This is a genomic window from Micromonospora sp. NPDC050784 (assembly GCF_044456765.1).
Classification (GTDB): Bacteria; Actinomycetota; Actinomycetes; order Mycobacteriales; family Micromonosporaceae; genus Micromonospora; species Micromonospora foliorum.
The window spans coordinates 1-21,145 of record NZ_JBITGG010000018.1; the positions used below are offsets into that span (position 1 = coordinate 1).

13 protein-coding genes are annotated in these 21,145 nt (G+C 70.7%); 7 read left to right on the forward strand and 6 right to left on the reverse strand.

The annotated features are described in order from the left end of the window. Positions 1-625: 625 nt before the first annotated feature. Together ACIBD9_RS23230 and ACIBD9_RS23235 are read right to left on the reverse strand one after the other, a co-directional pair. Positions 626-1,348, reverse strand: coding sequence for an alpha/beta hydrolase (locus ACIBD9_RS23230; protein WP_396720773.1), 723 nt, complete (start codon positions 1,346-1,348; stop codon positions 626-628). Between the two features lie 63 nt (positions 1,349-1,411). Then, entirely contained in the window at positions 1,412-1,600 is a 189-nt protein-coding gene (locus ACIBD9_RS23235) for a hypothetical protein (protein WP_112582944.1), read from the reverse strand. 19 nt (positions 1,601-1,619) lie between these two features. On the opposite strand from ACIBD9_RS23235, the gene ACIBD9_RS23240 reads away from it, so the two are divergent. From ACIBD9_RS23240 to pulA, 5 genes are all read left to right on the forward strand, one after another. Then, complete coding sequence (locus ACIBD9_RS23240; RefSeq protein WP_396720776.1) at positions 1,620-2,381, forward strand: hypothetical protein; 762 nt, start codon at positions 1,620-1,622, stop codon at positions 2,379-2,381. A 37-nt stretch (positions 2,382-2,418) separates the two neighbouring features. After that, on the forward strand, positions 2,419-2,808 hold the full coding sequence (locus ACIBD9_RS23245; protein ID WP_238658501.1) for a hypothetical protein: 390 nt from the start codon (positions 2,419-2,421) through the stop codon (positions 2,806-2,808). A 97-nt stretch (positions 2,809-2,905) separates the two neighbouring features. Continuing rightward, entirely contained in the window at positions 2,906-3,586 is a 681-nt protein-coding gene (locus ACIBD9_RS23250; RefSeq protein WP_396720779.1) for a hypothetical protein, read from the forward strand. 101 nt (positions 3,587-3,687) lie between these two features. After that, complete coding sequence (locus tag ACIBD9_RS23255; RefSeq protein WP_396720782.1) at positions 3,688-4,401, forward strand: cellulose binding domain-containing protein; 714 nt, start codon at positions 3,688-3,690, stop codon at positions 4,399-4,401. Between the two features lie 110 nt (positions 4,402-4,511). Continuing rightward, entirely contained in the window at positions 4,512-10,007 is a 5,496-nt protein-coding gene (gene pulA, locus ACIBD9_RS23260) for a pullulanase-type alpha-1,6-glucosidase (protein ID WP_396720784.1), read from the forward strand. A 53-nt stretch (positions 10,008-10,060) separates the two neighbouring features. Here the strand turns inward: pulA and ACIBD9_RS23265 are convergent, their stop codons facing one another. The 3 genes from ACIBD9_RS23265 to ACIBD9_RS23275 form a co-directional block, all read right to left on the reverse strand. Then, positions 10,061-11,722: a hypothetical protein gene (locus ACIBD9_RS23265; protein ID WP_396720787.1), complete on the reverse strand. Its 1,662-nt coding sequence runs from the start codon at positions 11,720-11,722 to the stop codon at positions 10,061-10,063. A 293-nt stretch (positions 11,723-12,015) separates the two neighbouring features. Continuing rightward, entirely contained in the window at positions 12,016-13,941 is a 1,926-nt protein-coding gene (locus ACIBD9_RS23270) for a hypothetical protein (protein WP_396720790.1), read from the reverse strand. 835 nt (positions 13,942-14,776) lie between these two features. Beyond that, on the reverse strand, positions 14,777-16,258 hold the full coding sequence (locus tag ACIBD9_RS23275; protein ID WP_396720792.1) for an aminopeptidase P family protein: 1,482 nt from the start codon (positions 16,256-16,258) through the stop codon (positions 14,777-14,779). Between the two features lie 131 nt (positions 16,259-16,389). Between ACIBD9_RS23275 and asnB the strand changes: the two genes are divergently transcribed. After that, positions 16,390-18,351, forward strand: a complete 1,962-nt coding sequence (gene asnB / locus ACIBD9_RS23280; RefSeq protein WP_091405235.1) for an asparagine synthase (glutamine-hydrolyzing) — start codon at positions 16,390-16,392, stop codon at positions 18,349-18,351. A 101-nt stretch (positions 18,352-18,452) separates the two neighbouring features. Here the strand turns inward: asnB and ACIBD9_RS23285 are convergent, their stop codons facing one another. Then, on the reverse strand, positions 18,453-19,568 hold the full coding sequence (locus ACIBD9_RS23285; protein WP_396720794.1) for a lytic polysaccharide monooxygenase: 1,116 nt from the start codon (positions 19,566-19,568) through the stop codon (positions 18,453-18,455). A gap of 352 nt (positions 19,569-19,920) precedes the next feature. Between ACIBD9_RS23285 and ACIBD9_RS23290 the strand changes: the two genes are divergently transcribed. Next, entirely contained in the window at positions 19,921-21,141 is a 1,221-nt protein-coding gene (locus tag ACIBD9_RS23290) for an XdhC family protein (RefSeq protein ID WP_396720797.1), read from the forward strand. The last annotated feature ends 4 nt before the right edge of the window (positions 21,142-21,145 follow it).

A 21,145-nucleotide genomic window follows, 5' to 3' on the forward strand; every position in this document is an offset into this window, starting at 1 on the left:
CCCCACGACCCGAGAGTCGCGGTGGCATGCCAGGTATAACGACCCCGGCCGGCCCCCGATTCCGCCGCCGGGGTGGCCCCGACCACCCGACACCCCAGGTCAAACCCGACAACCCGCCCACCCCGGCCAGCCGGAAAACCGGACAGGCCGGCCACGACGGCGTGATCGACTCGGGTTCACGGAAAACGCGGTGTCCCGGTGCCGGGGATACCCCGACATCAAGGAAGCCGAGTGGATCACGCCTGCCTGCGCCGATCGCGCGCCCCGCACCGGCCCAAGCAGCGCTTAGCCGGCCACACGAACCAGCCCATCAAGATCGTGCTCGATCCGGGAAAGAGGCCCCTCCCTGCGCTGAGGAGGCCACTACAACAAGGATCGAGCACGATCATGCAGGGCCGCGACACCTCAACCGGCAAATGGTCGGCATACGCAAACCTGTAGCCCCGCCGACGGGTCGGCTCTCCCCCTGCGCGCGCCCCGGCGTCGGTCCTGCCCTAATGCCCGCGCCGCGTCGGCCTTGTCCGTGCGTCGCGTCGGGCCTTGCCCTTGCGGCACGTGGCTCTGCCGCCCTGCGGGCCGACGAGGTGGGACGGCAGGCGGGGTGGGAACGGCGAGGCGACAGTGATCAGGTTGCGGTGAGTAGTTCCAGGACGGCGTCGCGGGCGGACAGTACGGCTGTCTCGGACTGCGGGCCGGGGTTGAGGATGTCGAACGAGTGCTGCCCGTCCGGCACCTCGATCACCCGCATCGGCCAGCCCTGTGCGGTCGCAGCGGGGAGGAACGCGTCGATGCCGGCCAGGACCGGTGGGATGTCCTGGCCGGCGCGGGTCAGCACCAGTGGCACGCCCGGGCCGGAGCTGAGGGCTTCGACCGGCAGGAACCGAGCGTCGACCTCCCAGCCGGGGAACGGGATGAGCAGCGGGTACGTCAGTGCGATCCCGCGTAACCATGGCGGTGGGACGCGGAGCCAATCGGCCGCGAAGAGGCCGCCGCCGGAGAAGAACCACAGCACCACCCGCTCGGGGTCGACGCGCGGATCGGCGCGGACCTGCTCGACCATCGCGGCGATGTCGTCGGCTGCGGCGGGCAGCGCCGACAGGTCGGACACCTGATAGCTGACCAGCGCGGTGACCACGCCGCTCGCGGCGAGCAACGCGCCGTAGCCGCGGTAGAGCAGCCAGTCGCGGGGGTCGGGCGCGTCGGGTGGTAGTGGAGCGCCGTGCACCACCACGACGGCGGGGGCGGGACCGGTGTGGGTGGGCAGGTGCAGGTCGACGTTGCCGTGCCGTTCGACCGGCGCGGGTGGGGTGGACAGGACGAAGGGCCGTTGTGCGACGGGCGTCGTCATAACCCCATCGTATCGATCATCAACCTGCCCGATTGCCCCAAACGATCTACAAGGGACAGCGAGTCAGGCAGGGTCACCCGGCTTCGCGGCGTCGCCGGCCTGGGCGTGTCGCTCCAGGAGCCGCTGCCGGATCTCCTCCGGGGTGTACGCGCGCCGACGCCGCTCGGCCCGTGCGATGACCACACCGGAGGCCGCGACGCCGGCGAGCCCGGCCAGCCCGAGAACCTTCCACCACCGCATTCGTTGCCGCATCGGCCTAGGCTAGACCCTCATGAGCATCAGCCTGGATGAGGCCGTCGAGTTGACCCGCACCGGTGACGTGTGGGTGTTCCGGGGTCGCAGCGTGCCGGACCGGGCGATCCAGTTCACCACCAACAGCCCGGTGAACCACGTCGGGATGGCGGTGGTGCTGGACGACATGCCGCCGCTGATGTGGCACGCGGAGTTGGGCAGGTCGTTGCCGGACCTGTGGTCGGGCACCCATCAGCGCGGCGTCCAGCTGCACGACCTGCGGGACGCGGTCTGCGTCTGGGCCAACCGGTACGGCCAACGGGCCTGGCTGCGGCAGCTCGACCCGCCTGCCGACGCGGAGATGGAACGGGCGGTGCTGCGGACGATCGCGCGGTTGGACGGTACGCCGTTCCCGTCGACCGCGCAGTTGGCGTGGCGCTGGGTGCGTGGTCGGGTGCCGGCGCTGCCGCGCCCCGGCCGGCTGCCCAACCTGCCGCACCTCGGTCGGCTGTCGGCGATGTCGCGCCTCGGCCAGCCGACATCCCGACCGACCCCAGCCGACCGCACCAACCCCTCCGGTCCGGGCAGCCCGGCCCGGTCGGCGGGGGAGCGGGACCGGGCGCTGGAGACGGCGTACTGCGCGGAGGTGGTGGCGGTGACCTATGAGGCCATGGGGTTGCTGCCGGCGGGACGGCGTCCAAACTGGTACGACCCGGGGCGGTTCTGGAGTGGGGATGACCTCGGTCTGGCCGCCGACGCCCGGTTGGGTTCGGAGATCGAGGTGCGGGTACCGCCGCGCTGAGGTTTGACCTGGGCGGTGACCGGCAATTGCTGTGACCGTGAACGCCTCCACGGATCTTGACACGTTGGCCGACTTCTTCGACCGGTACGGCGTGGCGTTGACCTCCGGCGATCTGCCGGCCATCGCCGGCTGTTACGCGCTGCCCGGGTTGGTGGTGGCCGACACCTACAGCTTCTCGTTCACGTCCGCGGCGGCGGTGGCGCTGTCGTTCGTGGGCGCCGCGCCCGACTACCAGGACCGGGAGTTGGTCGCGGCCCATGCCCGCATCGAGGACGTGCAGCCGGTCTCCGCGCTGTTGACGATGGTGGCGGTGGAGTGGGAGTTCCTGGACAGTCAGGGGCAGGCGGTGCCGGGGGAGCGGTACCGCTATCTGCTGCGTATCTCGGATGACGGACCACTGATCTGCACGGTCGTCCGGACGGGCTGACCGACCGGGGCCGGTCGGTCCGATCCGTACCCGCCCGGTTTCCGGTCCGTGCGGCGCTGGCTACGCTGTCGCGTCGGTGGGGACGAGGGGAGACCTGATGGCGGTACGGCCGGACGGTGCGGCAGCTTCGCGGGCGGCACGGGTGTTGGCGTCGGTGCCGTGGATCGTGGTGCTGCTCGGTGTGTGCGCGCTGGTGGTGCTCCTGGTGATCGCGCTGTTGTCGTTCCGGACCAGGGAGCGGGACGCCCCGCCGCAGGCCGCGCCTCCGGCGTTCCTGCCGACCGCGCCGGCCGCCGCGTCGGCCACCGGTGGGCCGACGCCGGCCGCTGTGGAACGCCGCTCGGTGTCGCCGCGACCGTCGCGCAGTAGCCGGACGCCGTCGCCGCGGGCGACCGTGACGGGATCGCCGACTCCGGGGCGGACGAGCGTCCTGGTGGCGCCGCCGGCACCGGCGGACGACCCGGTCAGCGCCCGGTACCAGGTCGGTACGAACGGCTGGGACGGGGACGCGGCGGAGTTGTCGATCGCCAACGAGTCGAGCCAATCGATCGACTGGCAGGTGGAGTTGGCGTTCGACGACGACACGTGGTCTCTGCGGGTCGGTGATGACTCGGGCATCTCGGTATGGGGGCGCGGGGACGGGAAGTTCGTGGTGCGGGGCACCCGTTCGCTGGATGCGGGTGACTCTCGGACGCTGCGGCTACGCGTCGGCTGGGGTGACTCGGCGCAGCGACCGCTCAGCTGCACGATCAACGGGGTCGACTGCCGGATCGGCTGAGCTGGAGCCGGGTGAGTGGCACGGCGGCGCTGCGCCGCCAAGGCTTTCCGGCCCGGGCCGTCGATCGCTACGCTGCGCGGACGGTCCGCTGAAGGAGGTACATGTCCGGCATGCGCCGCCGCGCACCGCGCCCGCCGCACGGTCCGGTCGCGATCGCAACGTCGCCCTGGATCGTGGTGGGCGCCGGTGTCGTCGTGATGGTGGTCCTGCTCTTCGTGGCTCTGGGCGCGTACCGGGGACGTAGTCCGGCGCCGGACGGCGCGCAGCCGCCGGCGCTGCCGGTGCCGACGGCGGTGACGGCGGTGACGGCGGTGACGGCGCCGAGCGTGCCCACGTCGGTGCCGTCTCCGGCGCCGGTGCTGCCGGGGTTGTCCGGGCGCGCGAGTGGGCTGCCGCCGAGCCCTGCGGCCGGGTCCGGTTCACCCTCGGCCCACCCGACGGTCGGTCCGACCGGGAGGGCGACGGCGACCCGGTCGCCGAGCCGGGCGGGGCAGGGGCAGCCGGCGATGACCGGGCGGTACCGGGTGGTGCAGAGCTTCGACGGGGGTTTCATCGGCGAGGTGGCGATGGTCAACACATCCGCCCAGAGCCGGGGTTGGACGGTGCGGTTGGAGTTCTCCGGTGGACGGTTGGTGACCGCCTGGGTGGAGGGCGTCCCACAGGGGACGGTCCGGGAGAGCGACGACGGCTTCACGTACGTCAGCGGGGTCGACGTGTCGCCCGGTGGTTCGGTGTCGTTGCGGTTCCACATGGAGCGGGCATCCCACACGCCACTGGAGTGCACGGTGGACGGGGCGCGCTGCAACGGGTTCTGAGCGGCGCTTCCGCAAGGATGCTGCTTTGTTGCGACCATGTTTGCAAGGTATTGCAGAATGTTTCGGCAAGGGTTAGCGTGCGGCCAATCAGCGACCAGAGGAAGGCGTCGATGAAACCCCCGCCGATACCGCGTACCGCCCTGCTGACCCTTGCCTCCCTGCTCACCGTGACGCTCGTCGGCGCTCCGGTCGCCGTGCATCCCGCCGCCGCGGACCCCCGGTCGTCCGATCGCGCCGCACTCTCGATCGGCGGTTCGACCCAGTGGCGTGACGAACCCACCGCCGATGCGTTGTTGAAGGCCGGCGGCAACTCCGCCCGAGCCGAGCAGTTCTACTTCGTCCTGCCGGACCGGTTCGCCAACGGAGACCCCCGCAACGACCGGGGTGGTCTCACCGGCGACCGGCTGCGGACCGGCCTGGACCCGACCGACAAGGGCTTCTACCACGGCGGCGACCTCAAGGGCGTCATCGACAAGCTGGACTACATCCAGGGGATGGGCACCACGGCCATCTGGCTCGCCCCGATCTTCAAGAACCGGCCGGTGCAGGGCGCCGGCAACGACGTCTCGGCCGGCTACCACGGTTACTGGATCACCGACTTCACCCAGGTGGACCCGCACTTCGGCACGATGGAGGAGATGAAGCGGCTGGTCAAGCTCGCCCACCAGCGCGGCATCAAGATCTACCTCGATGTGATCGTCAACCACACCGCCGACGTCATCAAGTACGCCGAGGACAAGTACGCGTACGTGGACAAGGCGACCTCGCCGTACACCGACGCGCAGGGCCGGGCGTTCGAGGACCGCAACTACGCCGACGGCAGCCGCACGTTCCCACCGGTCAACCGGGAGTCCTTCCCGTACACGCCGACGTTCGCCGAGCCGAAGGACGCGAGCGTCAAGGTCCCGGCCTGGCTGAACGACGCCACCATGTACCACAACCGGGGTGACTCCACCTTCGCGGGAGAAAACAGCGAGTACGGCGACTTCTTCGGCCTCGACGACCTGTGGACCGAGCGTCCCGAGGTGGTCCGAGGGCTGACCAAGGCGTACGGGGACTGGATCGGCGCGACCGGCGTCGACGGCTTCCGGTTGGACACCGTGAAGCACGTCAACATGGACTTCTGGCCGCAGTTCAGCCAGGGCATCGAGCGGGCCGCCGAGAAGGCCGGCAAGAAGGACTTCTTCATGTTCGGCGAGGTGTACAGCGCCGACCCGGAGGTCAGCTCCAGCTACGTCCGCCAGGGTGGCCTGCCGGCCACCCTCGACTTCGCCTTCCAGGAGGCCGCGCGGGGCTTCACCGCCGGCGCCGGCTCGGCGAAGGCGCTCGCCGACGTGTACGCCCGCGACGACCTCTACGCGGCCCGGGACACCGACGCCGGCCGGTTGACCACCTTCCTCGGCAACCACGACATGGGCCGGATCGGTTCGTTCATCGCCGCTGGTGGCAGCGACCCGGCCAGCCACCTGCGCCGCGACCAGCTCGCCCACCAGTTGATGTTCCTGACCCGAGGCCAGCCGGTGGTCTACTCCGGCGACGAACAGGGCTTCACCGGCCCGGGCGGGGACAAGGACGCCCGCCAGGACATGTTCGCGTCGAAGGTTCCCGACTACCTCGACGACGACCTGCTCGGCACCGACCGCACCCACGCCAGCGACCAGTTCGACCCGACCCACCCGCTGTACCGGACCATCGCCGACCTGGGCCGGCTGCGCCAGGCCCACCCGGCGTTGCGCGACGGCGTGCAGGTCACCCGGTACGCGGACGACGGGCCGGGCGTCTTCGCCGTCTCCCGGATCGCCGAGGCCGACCGCACCGAGTACGTGGTGGCCGTGAACAACGCCGACACCGCGCAGACTGTCACCGTGGACACCTGGTCGGCCGGCGCCACCTTCACCGGCATCTACGGCGGCTCGGGCGACGAACAGGCCGGCGGTGACGGCGAGTTGACAGTCACCGTGCCGCCGCTGTCGGCGGCGGTGTACCGGGCCGGCAGCCCCATCGCACCGGTGGCCGACAAGCCGACCATCACCATCACCAGCCCGGCTCCGGACGCGCCGGTCGCCACCCGGGCGGCGGTCAGCGCCCGGGTGACCGGCGATCCGCTGGCCACCGTCACCGTCGCGGCCCGGGTCGCCGGCGGGCGGTGGACGCTGCTGGGCAGCGCCGACCACGCCCCGTACACCGTGCAGCACGACCTGACCGGCCTGGCCGGCGGTACCCGGGTCGAGTACAAGGCGGTGGTCCGCGACGGCCGGGGCCGTACCGCCACCGCCCGGTCCACAGCCGTCGTGGGGACCCCGGCGCAGGGCAGTTCCCGGGAGTGGGCGGTGGTGCACTACCAGCGCCCCGCCGGGGGGTACGACGACTGGGGGCTGTACGCCTGGGGGGACATCGACCCGGCGTACGTCACCGAGTGGCCGAAGGGGCAGCCGTTCGCCGGGGAGGACTCCTACGGCCGGTTCGCCTGGGTGAAACTCAAGCCGGGCGCGACGTCGGTGAACTTCCTGGTGGTCGACGCCAACGGCACCAAGGACGTCGCCCAGGACCGCAGCATCGACGTCACCCAGACCGGCGAGATCTGGCTCAAGCAGGGCGACCCGGCGATCTACCCGAGCCGGCAGGCGGCCACCGGTGAGCCGGATCCGCCGGTCGAGGAGGGCACCGCGGTGCTCCACTACCGGCGGGCCGACGGCAACTACGACGGCTGGGGCCTGCACGTGTGGGACGGCGCCGCCAACCCGACCGAGTGGTCCGCGCCGCTGAAGCCGACAAGGACCGACGCGTTCGGGGCGGTGTTCCGGGTGCCGCTGGCGGCCGGCGCCACCGGCCTGAACTACATCATCCACCAGGGCGACACCAAGGACCTGCCCGACGACCAGCGGCTCGACTTCGCCAGCGCCGGCCGGGAGGTGTGGTTGCTCGCGGCCACGCCGGGCCGCCTGCTGCCGTCGACGGCCACCACCGCCAGCGGGGACACCGACATCAGCAAGCAGAAGGCGCACTGGATCGACAGGTCCACCGTGGCGTGGCAGACACCGCCGACCGACGGCAAGACGTACGCGCTGGTCACCGCACCCAACGGCGGGGTCAGCGTGGTCGACGGCGAGCTGACCGGCACGTACACCACGCTGCCGCTGCGGGCGCAACGCAACGGGCTCACCGAGGCCCAACGCGAGCGGTTCCCGCACCTGTGGTCGTACCGTAGCTTCGCGCTGGACCGCGCGGACCTGGCCAAGGTCCCGGCGGCGCTGCGGGGGCAGTTGCTGGTCACCGAGCGCGACGCCGAGGGTGCGCTGCTCGCCGCGACCGGCGTGCAACTCCCCGGCGTGCTCGACGACGTGTACGCCCGGGCGACCGACGCCACCCTCGGCCCCGCGTTCGCGGGCCGGACGCCGAGCCTCGCGCTGTGGGCGCCGACCGCCCGCAGCGTGCGCCTGCAACTGTTCGACTCGCCCACCGCCGCGCCGAAGACGGTGCCGATGCGCCGCGACGACCGCACCGGCGTCTGGTCGGTGCGCGGCGACCACACCTGGACCGGCACGTTCTACCGGTACGAGGTGCGGGCGTGGCAGCCGGCGACGCAGCAGATGGTCACCGCGTCGGTCACCGACCCGTACTCGGTGGCCCTCGCCGCGGACTCCACGCACAGCCAACTCGTCGACCTGAACGACGCGGCGTTGGCCCCTCCCGGGTGGCGCACGCTGCGCAAACCGGCACCGGTGCCGGCCGCGAAGGCGCAGATCACCGAGCTGTCCGTGCGGGACTTCTCCATCGCCGACGACACCGTGCCGGCCGAGCGGCGGGGGACGTTCCTCGCGTTCACCGACCCGAAGACCGCCGGCATGACCCACCTGCGGGCGCTCGGCGACGCCGGGGTCACCCACCTGCACCTGCTGCCGGTGTTCGACTTCGCGACGATCCCCGAGAAGCGGGTCGACCAGCGCCAGCCCGCCTGCGACCTGGCGGCGCTTCCACCAGACTCGGCCGAGCAGCAGAAATGCGTGGCGGCGGTCGCCGAGACCGACGGCTACAACTGGGGGTACGACCCGCTGCACTACACCGTGCCGGAGGGCGGCTACGCCACCGACCCGGTCGGCGCGGCGCGGACCACCGAGTTCCGGCGGATGGTCGCCGGGGCGAACGACGCCGGGCTGCGGGTGGTCATGGACGTGGTCTACAACCACACCTCGGCGGCCGGCACCGACGCGAAGTCGGTGCTCGACCAGATCGTGCCCGGCTACTACCACCGGCTGCTGGAGGACGGCACGGTGGCCAACTCCACCTGCTGCGCCAACACCGCTCCCGAGCACGCCATGATGGGCAAGCTCGTGGTCGACTCGTTGGTCACCTGGGCCCGGCAGTACAAGGTGGACGGCTTCCGCTTCGACCTGATGGGCCACCACCCGAAGGCGAACATCCTGGCCGTCCGCACGGCCCTGGACCGGCTCACCGTCGCCCGCGACGGCGTGGACGGCCGGTCGATCCTGCTCTACGGCGAGGGCTGGAACTTCGGCGAGGTCGCCAACGACGCCCGTTTCGTCCAGGCCACCCAGGCCAACATGGCCGGCACCGGCATCGGCACCTTCAACGACCGGCTGCGCGACGCGGTGCGCGGCGGCGGACCGTTCGACGCCAACCCCCGGGTGCAGGGTTTCGCCTCCGGGCTCTTTACCGACCCGAACGGCGACGCGGTCAACGGGTCACCGGCCGAGCAGAAGGCCCGGCTGCTGCACGCCCACGACCTGATCAAGGTGGGGCTCACCGGCAACCTGCGCGGCTACCGGTTCACCGACACCGCCGGGCGTGAGGTCACCGGGGCGCAGGTGGACTACAACGGCTCCCCGGCCGGCTACACCGCCGCCCCGGGGGAGGCCGTCACCTACGCCGACGCACACGACAACGAGATCCTGTACGACGCGTTGGCGTACAAACTGCCACAGGCCACCACGGCAGCGGACCGCTCCCGGATGCAGGTGCTGGCGCTGGGCACGGTGGTGCTCGGGCAGGGCACCGGGTTCGTCACCGCCGGCACCGAACGGCTGCGGTCGAAGTCGCTGGACCGCAACTCGTACAACTCCGGTGACTGGTTCAACCAGATCCGCTGGGGCTGTGAACGGGGCAACGGGTTCGGCGCCGGTCTGCCGCCCGCGCCCGACAACGAGGACAAGTGGTCGTACGCGAAGCCGCTGCTGGCCGACCCGGCGCTGGTGCCGGACTGCGCGGCGATCAACACCACCGACGCCCGGTACGCCGAGTTGCTGCGCATCCGGGCGTCGTCGCCGGTGTTCGGGCTGGCCACCGCCGAACAGGTGCAGCAGCGGGTCGCGTTCCCGCTGTCCGGCACGCAGGAGACGCCGGGGGTGCTGACCATGACCCTGGACGCCCGAGGGCTGGGCGGGCCGTGGAAGTCGATGACCGTGGTCTTCAATGGGACCCCGTCGGCGGCCAGCCAGACGGTGACCGGACTGCGCGGAGCGGACGTGGCACTGCACCCGGTGCTTGTCGACTCGGCCGACCCGGTGCTGCGTACCGCCTCGTTCGACCGGGCGGCCGGCACGTTCACCGTACCGGCGCGCAGCGTGGCGGTCTTCGTCCAGAAGTGACGTGAAACCGGCCCCCTTCCGCGTCTCGCGGAAGGGGGCCGGTTCGTTGGTGATCAGGCGAAGCAGTTCTCGATGGTGCCGCCCGGGATGGCCAGGCAGTTGGTCGGGCGGTTCGCGGTGATGGCGGACTTGTCGTCCACGTTCACGTCTCCGAAGAAGCTGAAGACACCGCCCGGCTCGAAGGTGGAGAAGTTGTGGGCGACCTTCGTCTTCGACAGGTTGACCTCGCCGAAGATGTTGAAGATGCCGCCGCCGACCCCGATCGGGCCCACGGCCCGGTTGCCGACGACCTCGCTGTCGCGCAGCGTGGTGACGCTGCCGGCGTTGAAGAGCCCGCCGCCGAAGAAGCCGGCGGTGTTGTCCTTGATGCTGCTCTTCTCGAACGTGGCCACGCTGTCGAAGGCGATGGCCACACCACCACCGACGCCGGCGGTGCTGTTCTTCTCGATCGTGGCGTTGTGCAGGTTCAGCTGGCTGTCCGCCGCAGCGAGACCGCCACCGGCGAGAACCGCGGTGTTCGAGACGAACTTGGTCTCGTACGCCGTGGTGTTGCCCTCGATGTCGAGGTAGCCGCCACCGAAGCCCAGCGTCTCGTTGTCGGTGATCTCGGCCTTCTTGAGCTCGACCGTTCCGCCGTCGACGTCGTCGGTGAAGATCTCCGCGGCGCCGTTGGAGATACCGCCACCACCGATGACGGCGGTGTTGTCACTGATCTTCGACTCCTCGACCTTGAGCAGGCCGGCGTTGAAGACACCGCCACCGAAGAAGAAGGCGGTGTTACGGGTGATGGTGCTGTGCCAGATCTTCGTGGTGCCGAAGTTGGCCACGCCACCGCCGTTGCCGCCCGCCTGGTTCAGGACGACCTCGGACTCCAGGATCTCGGCGGTGCCACCCGGCTGGACCAGGATGCCGGCGCCGTCGTTCTCCTCCGGCTCCTCGACGAGCGGCGTGACGCCCGGCGTGGCCTTCGGGGTGACCTTCGGCGCGGCCTTCAGGCCCGCCTTCGGGTTGGCCTGCCGCGCGGTGAGCGCCTGTGCCAACGGGGTGCCCGCCTTCACCTGCGCGGCGATCGCCTCGGAGTCCGAGTACGACGCCCAGACGGCCGCCGGCTCGACGCTGTTGAACAGCTCGAGGGTCTGGCCACCCTTGATGGTCAGGCCCTTGATCGTGAGGTGACCACCGGCGCCGACGTTGAGGATGCGGAAGTAGTCCGCCGTGGCTTCCCGAGAGATCGTGGTGTGCTCACCCTTGAGCGTGATCCGCTCGGTGATCACCGGCAGGCCGTTGCCCTCGTAGTCGTTGCGGGTCAGGTTGTAGGTGCAGCCCTTGGCCAGCTCCAGCACACCGCCGTGCTTGTTGTTGGCGAACACGATCGCCTGAATCAGCTTGTCGGTGTCGCAGGGCACCTCCTTCCCGCGCTCGTGGTCCTTGTCCCGGTCCTTGTCCTTGTCCTTGTCCCGGTCCTTGTCCCGGTCCTTGTTCCGGTCCTCGTCCTTGCCCCAGTCGCGCGCCTCGTCACCCCGCTGGTCACCGTCCTTGCTGACCTGCGCGGTGTTCCAGTTCAGGCCGACCGCTCCGGCGCTGCCCGCGACGCCCACCGCCGCGAGACTGATCACGCCCGTCAAACCGGCCACGCCACTGGCGAGCCAGAGCTTGCGGCGGCGCTTCGCCGTCGCCCGCCCGGAGGCTTCGTTGTTCGTTAGGTAGTTGGACATCGGAGCTCTCTGCCCTCTCCTCGTACCAGACAGGGTCGCCGCCGTCAGACGGGTGTCCCCTGCTACAAATCGGTTGTAGCTCCCAAAACCACCGTATGAGAAGGTTCCTCGCCTCGCGGGCTTATCCGAGAGAAGCCCACATTCGGTTCATGTTGCCCCCAGCGGGGCCCGGACCGACACGTCGTGGCCTAAGCCGGCCTGCAAGCGCCTGACCTGCCCAAATGGGTACGCCCCTCCGAGCCGGTCACGGCTCGAAGGGGCGCGCCTCTTCTATGTGGTTCAGCCCCACCCGATCAGGCGAAGCAGTCCGTAACGTTGAAGCAGTTGTTCGGGCGGTTGGCAGTGACGGCGGACTCGTCGTCCAGGGTCACGGTGCCGCCGATGCTGTTGAAGATGCCCCCCGGCGGAAGGGTGGAGAAGTTGTGCGCCACCGTCGTCCGGTGGAGCCTGACCTCGCTCCCCTCGCCGTTGACGATGCCGCCGCCACGGCCGGACGGACCGACGGCCCGGTTGCCCACCACCTCGCTGTCGCGCAGCGTGGTGACGCTGTCGTCGTTGAAGAGGCCGCCGCCGGAGAAGCCGGCGGTGTTGTCCTTGATCCTGCTGTTCTCGATCGTCGCGACGCTGTCGGAGGTCACGGCCAGGCCGCCGCCGTCACGAGCGGCGCTGTTCTTGACCACCGTGGCGTCCTTGAGGGTGAGCTGGCTGTCGGCCACCGCGACGCCACCACCGTCGAGTAGCGCGGTGTTGTCGCTGACCGTCGTCTGGTGCAACGTCGTGGTGCCCTCGACGTCCAGGACGCCGCCGCCGAAGCCGAGCGTCTCGTTGTCGGTGACCTCGCTCTTGTAGACCCAGGCCGAGCCGCCGTCGACGTCATCGGTGAAGATCTCCGCAGCACCGTTGGAGATGCCACCGCCGCCGATGATCCCGATGTTGTCCTTGATCTTCGACTCGTCGACCTGGAGTACCCCGGCGTTGAAGATGCCGCCGCCGAAGAAGAAGGCGGTGTTGTGGGCGATCGTCGTCTTGCTGAGCCGGGCGCTGCCGAAGTTGGCCAGCCCGCCGCCGTTGCCGCCGGACTGGTTGTAGAGCAACTCGCTGTCCAGGATCTCCGCGCGTCCACCGGGCTGCACCAGCACTCCGGCGCCGTCGGTGAACCCAGGCTGCTCGACCAGCGGCACCACCGCCGTACCCGCACCCGTCGGCTTCGCCGCCGCGGCTACCGGCTTGGCGGCCGTCGTTGTGGCGGCCTTGGCGGCCTTGGTGGCCTTGGCGGCCGTCGGTGCGGCCTTGGTGGCCTTGGTGGCCTTGGCGGGCGCTGCTTTCGCGGCAGCCTTGGCGGGCGCTGCCTTGGCGGCGGCCTTCGCGGCCGGCTTGGCGGCGGTCGCTGCGGGCTTCGCTGCTGGCGCCGGCTTGGCGCCGGGTGCGGCCGTGGTTGCCGGCTTGGCGCCGGTCGCCGCCGCGGCCGACGGCTTGGCCGCGGCCGGGCGGACCGGGGCCGAGTACGGTGCCCAGACCGTCGCCGGGTCAGTGGTTATCGGGGACTGAAGGGTCTGGCCACCCCTGATGCTCAGGCCCTTGACGGTGAGCTGCCCGCCGGCGCCGACATTGAGGATGCGGAAGTAGTCGGCGGTGGCCTCGCGGCCGATGGTGGTGTGCTCACCCTTGAGGGTGATGTGTTCGGTGATCACCGGCAGGCCGTTGCCGTCCTGGTTGCGAGTCAGGGTGTAGGTGCAGCCCTTGGCCAGCTCCAGCACTCCGCCGTCCTCGTTGTTGGCGAACGTGATCGCCTGGATCAGCTTGTCGGAGTCGCACGGGACCTGCTTGGTGCGGTCCTTCTCGTCGTGCTTGTCGTCCTTGCCGTCCTCACCACCCTTGCCACTCTTGCCACTCTTGCCGTCCTTGCCCTCCCTGCCGGACTGCTCGTCGAAGCCGCTCCAGTCGCCGCCGCTCCACTCGTCGTCCTGACCGCCGTCGTCCTTGGCGCCGTTCTTGTCCGCACCGCCGTCGTCGCTGACGTTCTGCCGGTTGGTCGACGGTTGCGCGTCGGACACCTGGTCGGACTTTGGCTTGTCGTTCCGAGCGGCGACGCCGCCGAGGGCCGCCAGGCCGACCACGCCGGTCAGCCCGGCCACACCGGCGACCCAGAGCGCCCGCCTTCGCCGTGTTGGCGGAGCTGTCGAGGCCCCGCCGTCGGTACTCGTTACGTCGTTGGACATCAGAGCCTTCCGCCCTTTCCTGCTACCAGACGGGATCGCACCGCCCGAGGCGCCACGACCAGCTACAAATGGGTTGTAGCTACTGATCCCCACCGTATGAGAACCATCTTCGCGATGCGGACTTATCCGAGATAACCACGCATTCAGCGCAGGTCAGGTGACGGCGGGCAACCGGGCCGGGCCGACAGAAAGGGCCCGAGCAGCACAAACGCCGACGGACGGCGCCGCTGGGCAAGCAAAACCTCGCCCCGCCCCATCGAAGCCATCGCTGTGCGGGCATCGCCGAACGTCGCTCGCCGTCCGGGCAGGATCCACTCGGTTTTCCGGAAGGCGCGGTGTCCGAGCGGCGCGGATAGCGCGACCTCATGAAAGCCGAGTGGATCACGGCCGATGCCCCTGGGCCGCCAGCCCTCAGCGAGGGCCGGGGGGGCCGGCGGGCCTGGGTCGGGCCGAAGGGCGGCTGGGTCGGGCCGGCGTGGGCTTGGAGGGCGGCTGGGTCGGGCAGGCGTGGGCCGAAGGGCGGCTGGGTCGGCCGGGTTTAGGCCGAAGAGTGCCCGCCCGGCCGCGCGGAAAGGGGTGGCATCGGGTGAGCCGGGGCCCGAGGGGGCCGGGTGGAGCGGCGGTGCCGGGCGTGTGGCCGAGAGGGCCGGACGGCTTGACGTCGCGGCGAGGTCGAGGCGCGGCGAGATCGACCGGCGACGTGTGCGCACGGAAACCGAGTGGATCACGGCCGAGGCCCCCGGCCGCCAGCCCTCAACGAGGGCTGGGCGGGCCAGGGGTTGGGCTTGACCCTTCAACCCCGGGCGAGGGGCAGGCGGGTCAACCAGGCAGGGGGTTAGCCGGGCAGGCGGGGGCCGGCTTCGCGCTGCTCGGCCAGCCAGGTCTCCACCTCGTCGGAGGTGCGGGGCAGCCCGGCCGACAGGTTGACCGCGCCGGTCGCGGTGACCAGCACGTCGTCCTCGATCCGGATGCCCACGCCGCGCAGTTCGGCGGGGACCAGCTCATCCTCCGGCTGGAAGTACAGACCGGGCTCGACGGTGAGCACGTAGCCCTCGCCCAGCGCGCCGTCGCGGTAGGTCTCCTTGCGGGCGTTGGAGCAGTCGTGCACGTCGATGCCGAGCATGTGGCCGAAGCCGTGCAGCGTCCACCGCCGGTAGACGGTCGATTTCTCGTCCATAGCCTCGTCCACGCTCACCGGCAGCAGACCCAGCTCGGCCAGACCCTCGGCGAGCACCCGCATGCAGGTCAGGTGGACGTCCTTGAACTTCACCCCGGGGCGGATGGACTCGATGCCGGCCTGCTGCGAGGCGTACACGATGTCGTAGACCTGGCGCTGGAGCGCGGTGAACCGGCCGCTCACCGGCAGGACCCGGGTCACGTCGGCGGTGTAGAGGTTGTGGCCCTCGACACCCATGTCCATCAGCAGCAGGTCACCCGGTCGGGTGGCGCCGTGGTTGTGCACCCAGTGCAGGATCGTGGCGTGCTCGCCGGCGCCGACGATCGAGCCGTACCCGATGTCGTTGCCGTCGTGGCGGGCCCGCAGCGCGAAGACGCCCTCCAGCAGCCGCTCGGAGACCGCCCGGTCGGCCGGCAGGATCCGGGCCACGTCCTCGAAGCCGCGTACGGTGGCGTCGATCGCGTCCTGGAGTTGGCCGATCTCCCACTCGTCCTTGACCAGCTTCATCTCCGAGATGGCGATCGCCAGCTCCCGGTCCCGGGCCGGCTGGCCCTCGGCGCGGGGCCCGTCGTAGGAGCGGACGGCCGCGTCCACCTGGGCGTCGAAACCGCGCAACACCCGGGTACGCCCCGGAGCCAGGTCGGCGAGCGTCGCCTCCAGGCCGGTCAGGTCGGCGGTGGGCAGGCCCAGCTCGGTCGACTTCTCGCCGAGGGTGTGCCGCCGGCCCACCCACAGCTCGCCGTTGCGGCTGCGGAAGAATTCGTCGGTCTCGCGGGAGGACCGGGGCCGCATGTACAGCGTCGCGTCGTGCCCCGAGCCGTTCGGGCGCAGCACCAGCACGCTGTCGGCGTCGTGGTCGCCGGTCAGGTAGGCGAAGTCGCTGCCCGGCCGGAACGGGTAGTCGGTGTCGTTGGCCCGGACCTTCTCGGTGCCGGTGGGGATCACCAGCGTCTCCCCGGGGAAGGCCGCCGAGAGGGCCGCCCGCCGCTTGGCGTAGTTGGGCGTCTCCGGGCGGGGCGTCACGGGAGGCGCCGTGTCGCGCCAGCCCTGCCGCATGAAGGACAGGAACGCCTCCGGGAAGTCCGGATCGTGCGATTCCGTACCGTCCGTCGGCGTACCGTCGGTGCGTCCCTCGGTCATTGCGCCGCTCCCTCCGCTTCGTTGCTGTTCCCGACGGTACCGCGCGCCCGGTTGGCGGTAACGCCCCCTGTGATCGGGTGGATCGACGGACGGCTGCAAGGGCCGACAGCGCGCGTGGAAAGATGGCCACCATGTGCGGACTTCTGGCCTTCTTCAGCGCGAACGGCAACGCCGCCGCGCATCGCGACCACATCGCCGGAGCGTTGGAATGCCTGCACCACCGCGGCCCCGACGAGACAGGGGTCGAGGTGGTCGGCGACGCCTCCGGCCGGTACGCGGACGGCGTGTTCGCCCACAAGCGGCTGGCCATCATCGACGTCGCGTCGAGCCACGAGCCACTGCCCTACGCGAACGGCCGTTACCTGCTGACCTTCAACGGCGAGATCTACAACTACATCGAGCTGCGCGAGGAGTTGATCAGAAACTTCGGCGCCCAGTTCGCCACCGCCGGTGACGGCGAGGTGATCGTCGCGGGCTACCACTTCTGGGGTGAGCAGGTGCTCACCCGGCTGCGGGGCATGTTCGCCTTCGTCATCTGGGACCGGCAGGAGCGCCGGGCGTTCGGTGCCCGCGACTACTTCGGCATCAAGCCGATGCACTACCTGGAGACCGCCGACGGCCTCTACCTGGCCTCGGAGAAGAAGGCGCTGCTGCCGTTCGCGCACAGCAACTACCAGGGCGACGCGGGCGTCGACACGGCCAACCTGAGCCACTACCTGACCCTGCAGTACGTTCCCGAGCCCGGCACCCTGCACAAGGGCATCAGCCGGATCGGCTCCGGGGAGTACCTGAACTGGACCCCGGGCGGCCGGATCGACGTACGCCGGTGGTACCGGCCGGTGTTCCGGCCGGCGCCGGTCGACGACGAGCAGAAGCTCTACCACGAGATCCGCGAGACGCTGCGGGAGAGCGTGCGCATGCACATGCGCTCCGACGTGCCGGTCGGCTCGTTCCTGTCCAGCGGCATCGACTCCACCGCGGTGGTGGCACTGGCGCGGGAGTTCAACCCGAACATCCTCACCTTCACCGTCGGCTACGACGTGCCGGGTTACTCGGAGATCGACGTCGCCCAGGACTCGGCCCGGCACCTCGACGTCACGACGATCCCCACCAAGATCGGTCCGCAGGACATGATCGACGCGCTACCGAAGATCGTCTGGCACCTGGACGACCCGGTGGCCGACCCGGCGCTGGTGCCGCTCTACTTCGTGGCCAAGAAGGCCGCCGAGCACGTCACGGTGGTGCTCTCCGGTGAGGGCGCGGACGAGTTCTTCGGCGGCTACACGATCTACCGGGAGCCGCTGTCGCTGGGCACCGTCAACGGCCTTCCCGGCGGTGTGCAGAAGGGGCTGCGCGCGGTCTCCAAGGCGATCCCGCAGGGGGTCAAGGGCAAGAGCTTCCTGGAACGCGGCACCACCCCGATCGAGGAGCGCTACTACGGCAACGCCCGGATGTTCACCGAGGAGGAGAAGCAGCACCTGATGCGCCGCTACGACCCCTCGGTTCGCTACACCGATGTCACGGCCCCGATCTACGCCGAGTGCACCGAGCTCGACGACGTCACCAAGATGCAGTACGTCGACCTCTACACCTGGCTGCGCGGCGACATCCTGGTCAAGGCCGACCGGATCTCGATGTCGCACTCGCTTGAGGTGCGGGTGCCGTTCCTCGACCGTGAGGTCTTCGACGTCGCGGCGAAGATCCCGGTCGACCTGAAGCTGCCGCCGCGCTCCGACGCGACCAAGTACGCGATGCGTCAGGCGTTGCAGGGTGTCGTGCCGCCGGCCATCGTCAACCGCAAGAAGTTGGGCTTCCCGACCCCCACCCGGGTCTGGCTGCGCGGCGAGATGTACGAGTGGGCCCGGCACGTGCTCAGCACCTCGGGTGCGGGGGACCTGCTCGACCTGTCGTACGCGCTGCGGCTGCTCGACGAGCACAAGCGGGAGGAGGCCGACCACTCCCGCAAGGTATGGACGGTGCTGATCTTCTGCATCTGGCACGCGATCTTCGTGGCCAAGACGCTCGACCCGGGCATCCAGCGCAACCAGTCCGCGCTGCTCACGAAGCCGGTCGTCGGTTCCATGGTCCGCTGACCCGGCCCCAACCTGCCCGAACCTGTTGATCAAGAGGTTTGCGTCATCCGGAGCGGTTCCGGTGACGCAAACCTCTTGATCATTTCAGGTGGTGGTGGTGGTCAGCGGCGGGCGCAGGTGACTGTGGGGAGTCCGTTGGTTCCTGAGGTGCTGGCCAGGAAGCCGAACGTTGCGGTGCCTTCTGGCGCGACCGTGCCGTTGTAGGCGACGTTTGTCGCCGTCACCGTCGAGCCGGACGACGTCTGGGTGGCACCCCAGATCTGACTGATCGACTGCCCGTTGGGCCAGGTCCAGCTCGCGGTCCAGCCGGCGAACGGCGTACTGCCGTGGTTCATGATCGTGACCTCGCCCTGGAAGCCGCCCTGCCAGGTGCTGCTCACCTTGTAGGCGGCCATGCAGTCACCGCCGGCCGGCGGCGGGGTGGTCGGCGGCGGGGTGGTGGGCGGCGGGGTGGTGGGCGGCGGGTCGGTGGGCGGCGGGGTGGTCGGCGGCGGGTCGGTCGGCGTGCCACCCGGACCCACGCCGGTGACCTGGCCGTTGCCGCCGTCGAAGGTCACGTCGGAGCAGCCGAAGAAGTTCTCCTGCGAGTCCGAACGGACCCAGCGGGAGTAGATGATGTGCCGGCCACTCTTGCCCGACGGCAGGTTGCCGCTGAAGTAGTAGTGCCCGTCGTTGCTGCCGACCGAGCCGCGCTGCGGCGGGTTGGTCACCGTCAGGAACGGCTCCTCCAGGTCGCTCCAGGCCAGGGCCCGGGTCGGGCTCCAGCTGTTCTTCGTCACGTAGAAGTAGAACGTGCCCGGGTGGTGCGCCCAGTTGCTGTACTTGAAGTCCAACCGCGCCCCGGCGGTCAGGTGGGTCAGCGGCCAGTCGGTGCGGGGCAGGTCGTAGCCGCGGAAACCGGTGTTGCCGCCGCTGCACAGTTGCCCGTCCGGGATGAAGCCGGTGGTCCGGCCGCCAGCGTCGGAGCGCAGCACGCTGAACCAGTTGTACAGCGAGTTCGCCCCGCTCTGCGCCACGGCGGCGGAGCACGCGGGGTTGTTCGGCCTGATCTCACCGGTCTGGCTGCGGCCGTCCTGCCAGCACAGGTAGGTGCGGCTGCCCGGCGTCATCGCCGCGCCGTGCGCGGCGGCCGGCTGCGGATTGGACGCCAGGGCGACAGCGCCCAGCGCGATGGTCACGGCCGCGGTGAGCAACGCGGCCGTACGGGAACGATTCACGGGTTCTCCTGACTCGCGAGGCGCGCTGCCTGAGCCGCCTCGCCGCAATCGGGTGGGATGTGGCCTGATCGCCCCGCTGTCGTGAGCGGTGCGACGAGCACGGTGACGTGCCCCGGCGGACAACAGCCGGTGGACGTGCGCCGTCGACGGTCCTGTCCTGGACCGGTGCCCTCGCGTCTAACCAACCCGGCAACCGGCGGCGCCGCAGCCCTCGCACCGCCCGGTACGCGTCATCCCACCATGACGCACGTGCCGAGCGCAATAGGTGTTCCTCGATGCATGAGAAGACCCGCCGGTCGCCGTCGGACGCCCATATCCTGCGTACGGGGAGCGGGACGGAGAGGCGGCCGCGGTGCCGGACGTGTTCGACGAGGTGCACCGCCGGTGCCGCGACGGCGAGCCGATCGCGCTGGCCACCGTCGTGGCCACCTGGCACTCCGCCCCGCAGCCGCCCGGCGCCGCCATGGTGGTCGCGGCCGACGGCACGGTCATCGGCAGCGTTTCCGGCGGCTGTGTCGAGGCGGATCTCTACGAGCGGGCCCGCCGTGTGCTCGACACCGGTCAACCCGAGCTGCGCCGCTACGGGATCAGCGACGACGACGCGTACACCGTGGGCCTGACCTGCGGCGGCATCCTCGACGTGTTCGTGGAGCGGGTCGACGCGAACGCCCTGCCGGCGCTGGACGCGGTCGCCGCCGCCCGTCGCGGCGGCCACCCGGCGGCGATCGTCACCTGCGTGGCCGCCGACGCCAACGGCCCACCCGCCAACACTCCACCCGCCGACGCCAGCGACCCACCCGCTGACGCCGACTTCTCACTCGCCGACGTCCACAACGACCCGGCAGCCGACCCGGCCCGGCGGTTTGGCCGGCGGCTGGTGCTGACCGCCCAGCGGTCCGTCGGCTCGCTCGGCGACGACCGGCTCGACGACGCCGCCAGCGCCGACGCCCTCGGGCTGCTCGCCGCCGGGCGCAGCGGGATGCTCCGGTACGGGTACCACGGGCAGCGCCGGGGCCGCGGCGTCAGCCTCTTCGTGACCACGTACGCCACCCCGCCCCGGATGATCGTCTTCGGGGCGATCGACTTCGCCGCCGCGGTGGCCCGGATCGGTGCGTTCCTCGGCTACCGGGTCACCGTCTGCGACGCCCGGCCGGTCTTCGCCACCGCGCGCCGCTTTCCCGAGGCGGACGAGGTAGTGGTGCGGTGGCCGCACCACTACCTGCGAACGGAGTTGGCGGCCGGTCGGCTCGACGAGCGGACGGTGGTGTGCGTGCTCACCCACGACCCGAAGTTCGACGTGCCGTTGCTGGAGTTGGCGCTGCGCCACCCGCTGGCGTACGTCGGCGCGATGGGCTCACGGCGCACCCACGACGAGCGACACAAGCTGCTGAGCGAGGCGGGGCTCGGCCCGGCGCAGCTCGCCCGGCTCGCCTCCCCGATCGGTTTGGATCTCGGTGGTCGTACCCCTGAGGAGACTGCCGTGAGTGTGGCCGCGCAGATCGTCGCGGCCCGGTGGGGCGGCACCGGCCGCCCCCTCGCGGCGCTCGACGGGCCGATCCACCAGCCGGGGTAGTCGC

What these genes read in the sequence shown, in the direction of transcription:
- ACIBD9_RS23230 (WP_396720773.1), bottom strand. Translation starts at nt 1,348, where the DNA reads ATGACGACGCCCGTCGCACAACGGCCCTTCGTCCTGTCCACCCCACCC.
- ACIBD9_RS23235 (WP_112582944.1), bottom strand. Translation starts at nt 1,600, where the DNA reads ATGCGGCAACGAATGCGGTGGTGGAAGGTTCTCGGGCTGGCCGGGCTC.
- ACIBD9_RS23240 (WP_396720776.1), top strand. Translation starts at nt 1,620, where the DNA reads ATGAGCATCAGCCTGGATGAGGCCGTCGAGTTGACCCGCACCGGTGAC.
- ACIBD9_RS23250 (WP_396720779.1), top strand. Translation starts at nt 2,906, where the DNA reads ATGGCGGTACGGCCGGACGGTGCGGCAGCTTCGCGGGCGGCACGGGTG.
- ACIBD9_RS23255 (WP_396720782.1), top strand. Translation starts at nt 3,688, where the DNA reads ATGTCCGGCATGCGCCGCCGCGCACCGCGCCCGCCGCACGGTCCGGTC.
- pulA (WP_396720784.1), top strand. Translation starts at nt 4,512, where the DNA reads ATGAAACCCCCGCCGATACCGCGTACCGCCCTGCTGACCCTTGCCTCC.
- ACIBD9_RS23265 (WP_396720787.1), bottom strand. Translation starts at nt 11,722, where the DNA reads ATGTCCAACTACCTAACGAACAACGAAGCCTCCGGGCGGGCGACGGCG.
- ACIBD9_RS23270 (WP_396720790.1), bottom strand. Translation starts at nt 13,941, where the DNA reads ATGTCCAACGACGTAACGAGTACCGACGGCGGGGCCTCGACAGCTCCG.
- ACIBD9_RS23275 (WP_396720792.1), bottom strand. Translation starts at nt 16,258, where the DNA reads ATGACCGAGGGACGCACCGACGGTACGCCGACGGACGGTACGGAATCG.
- asnB (WP_091405235.1), top strand. Translation starts at nt 16,390, where the DNA reads ATGTGCGGACTTCTGGCCTTCTTCAGCGCGAACGGCAACGCCGCCGCG.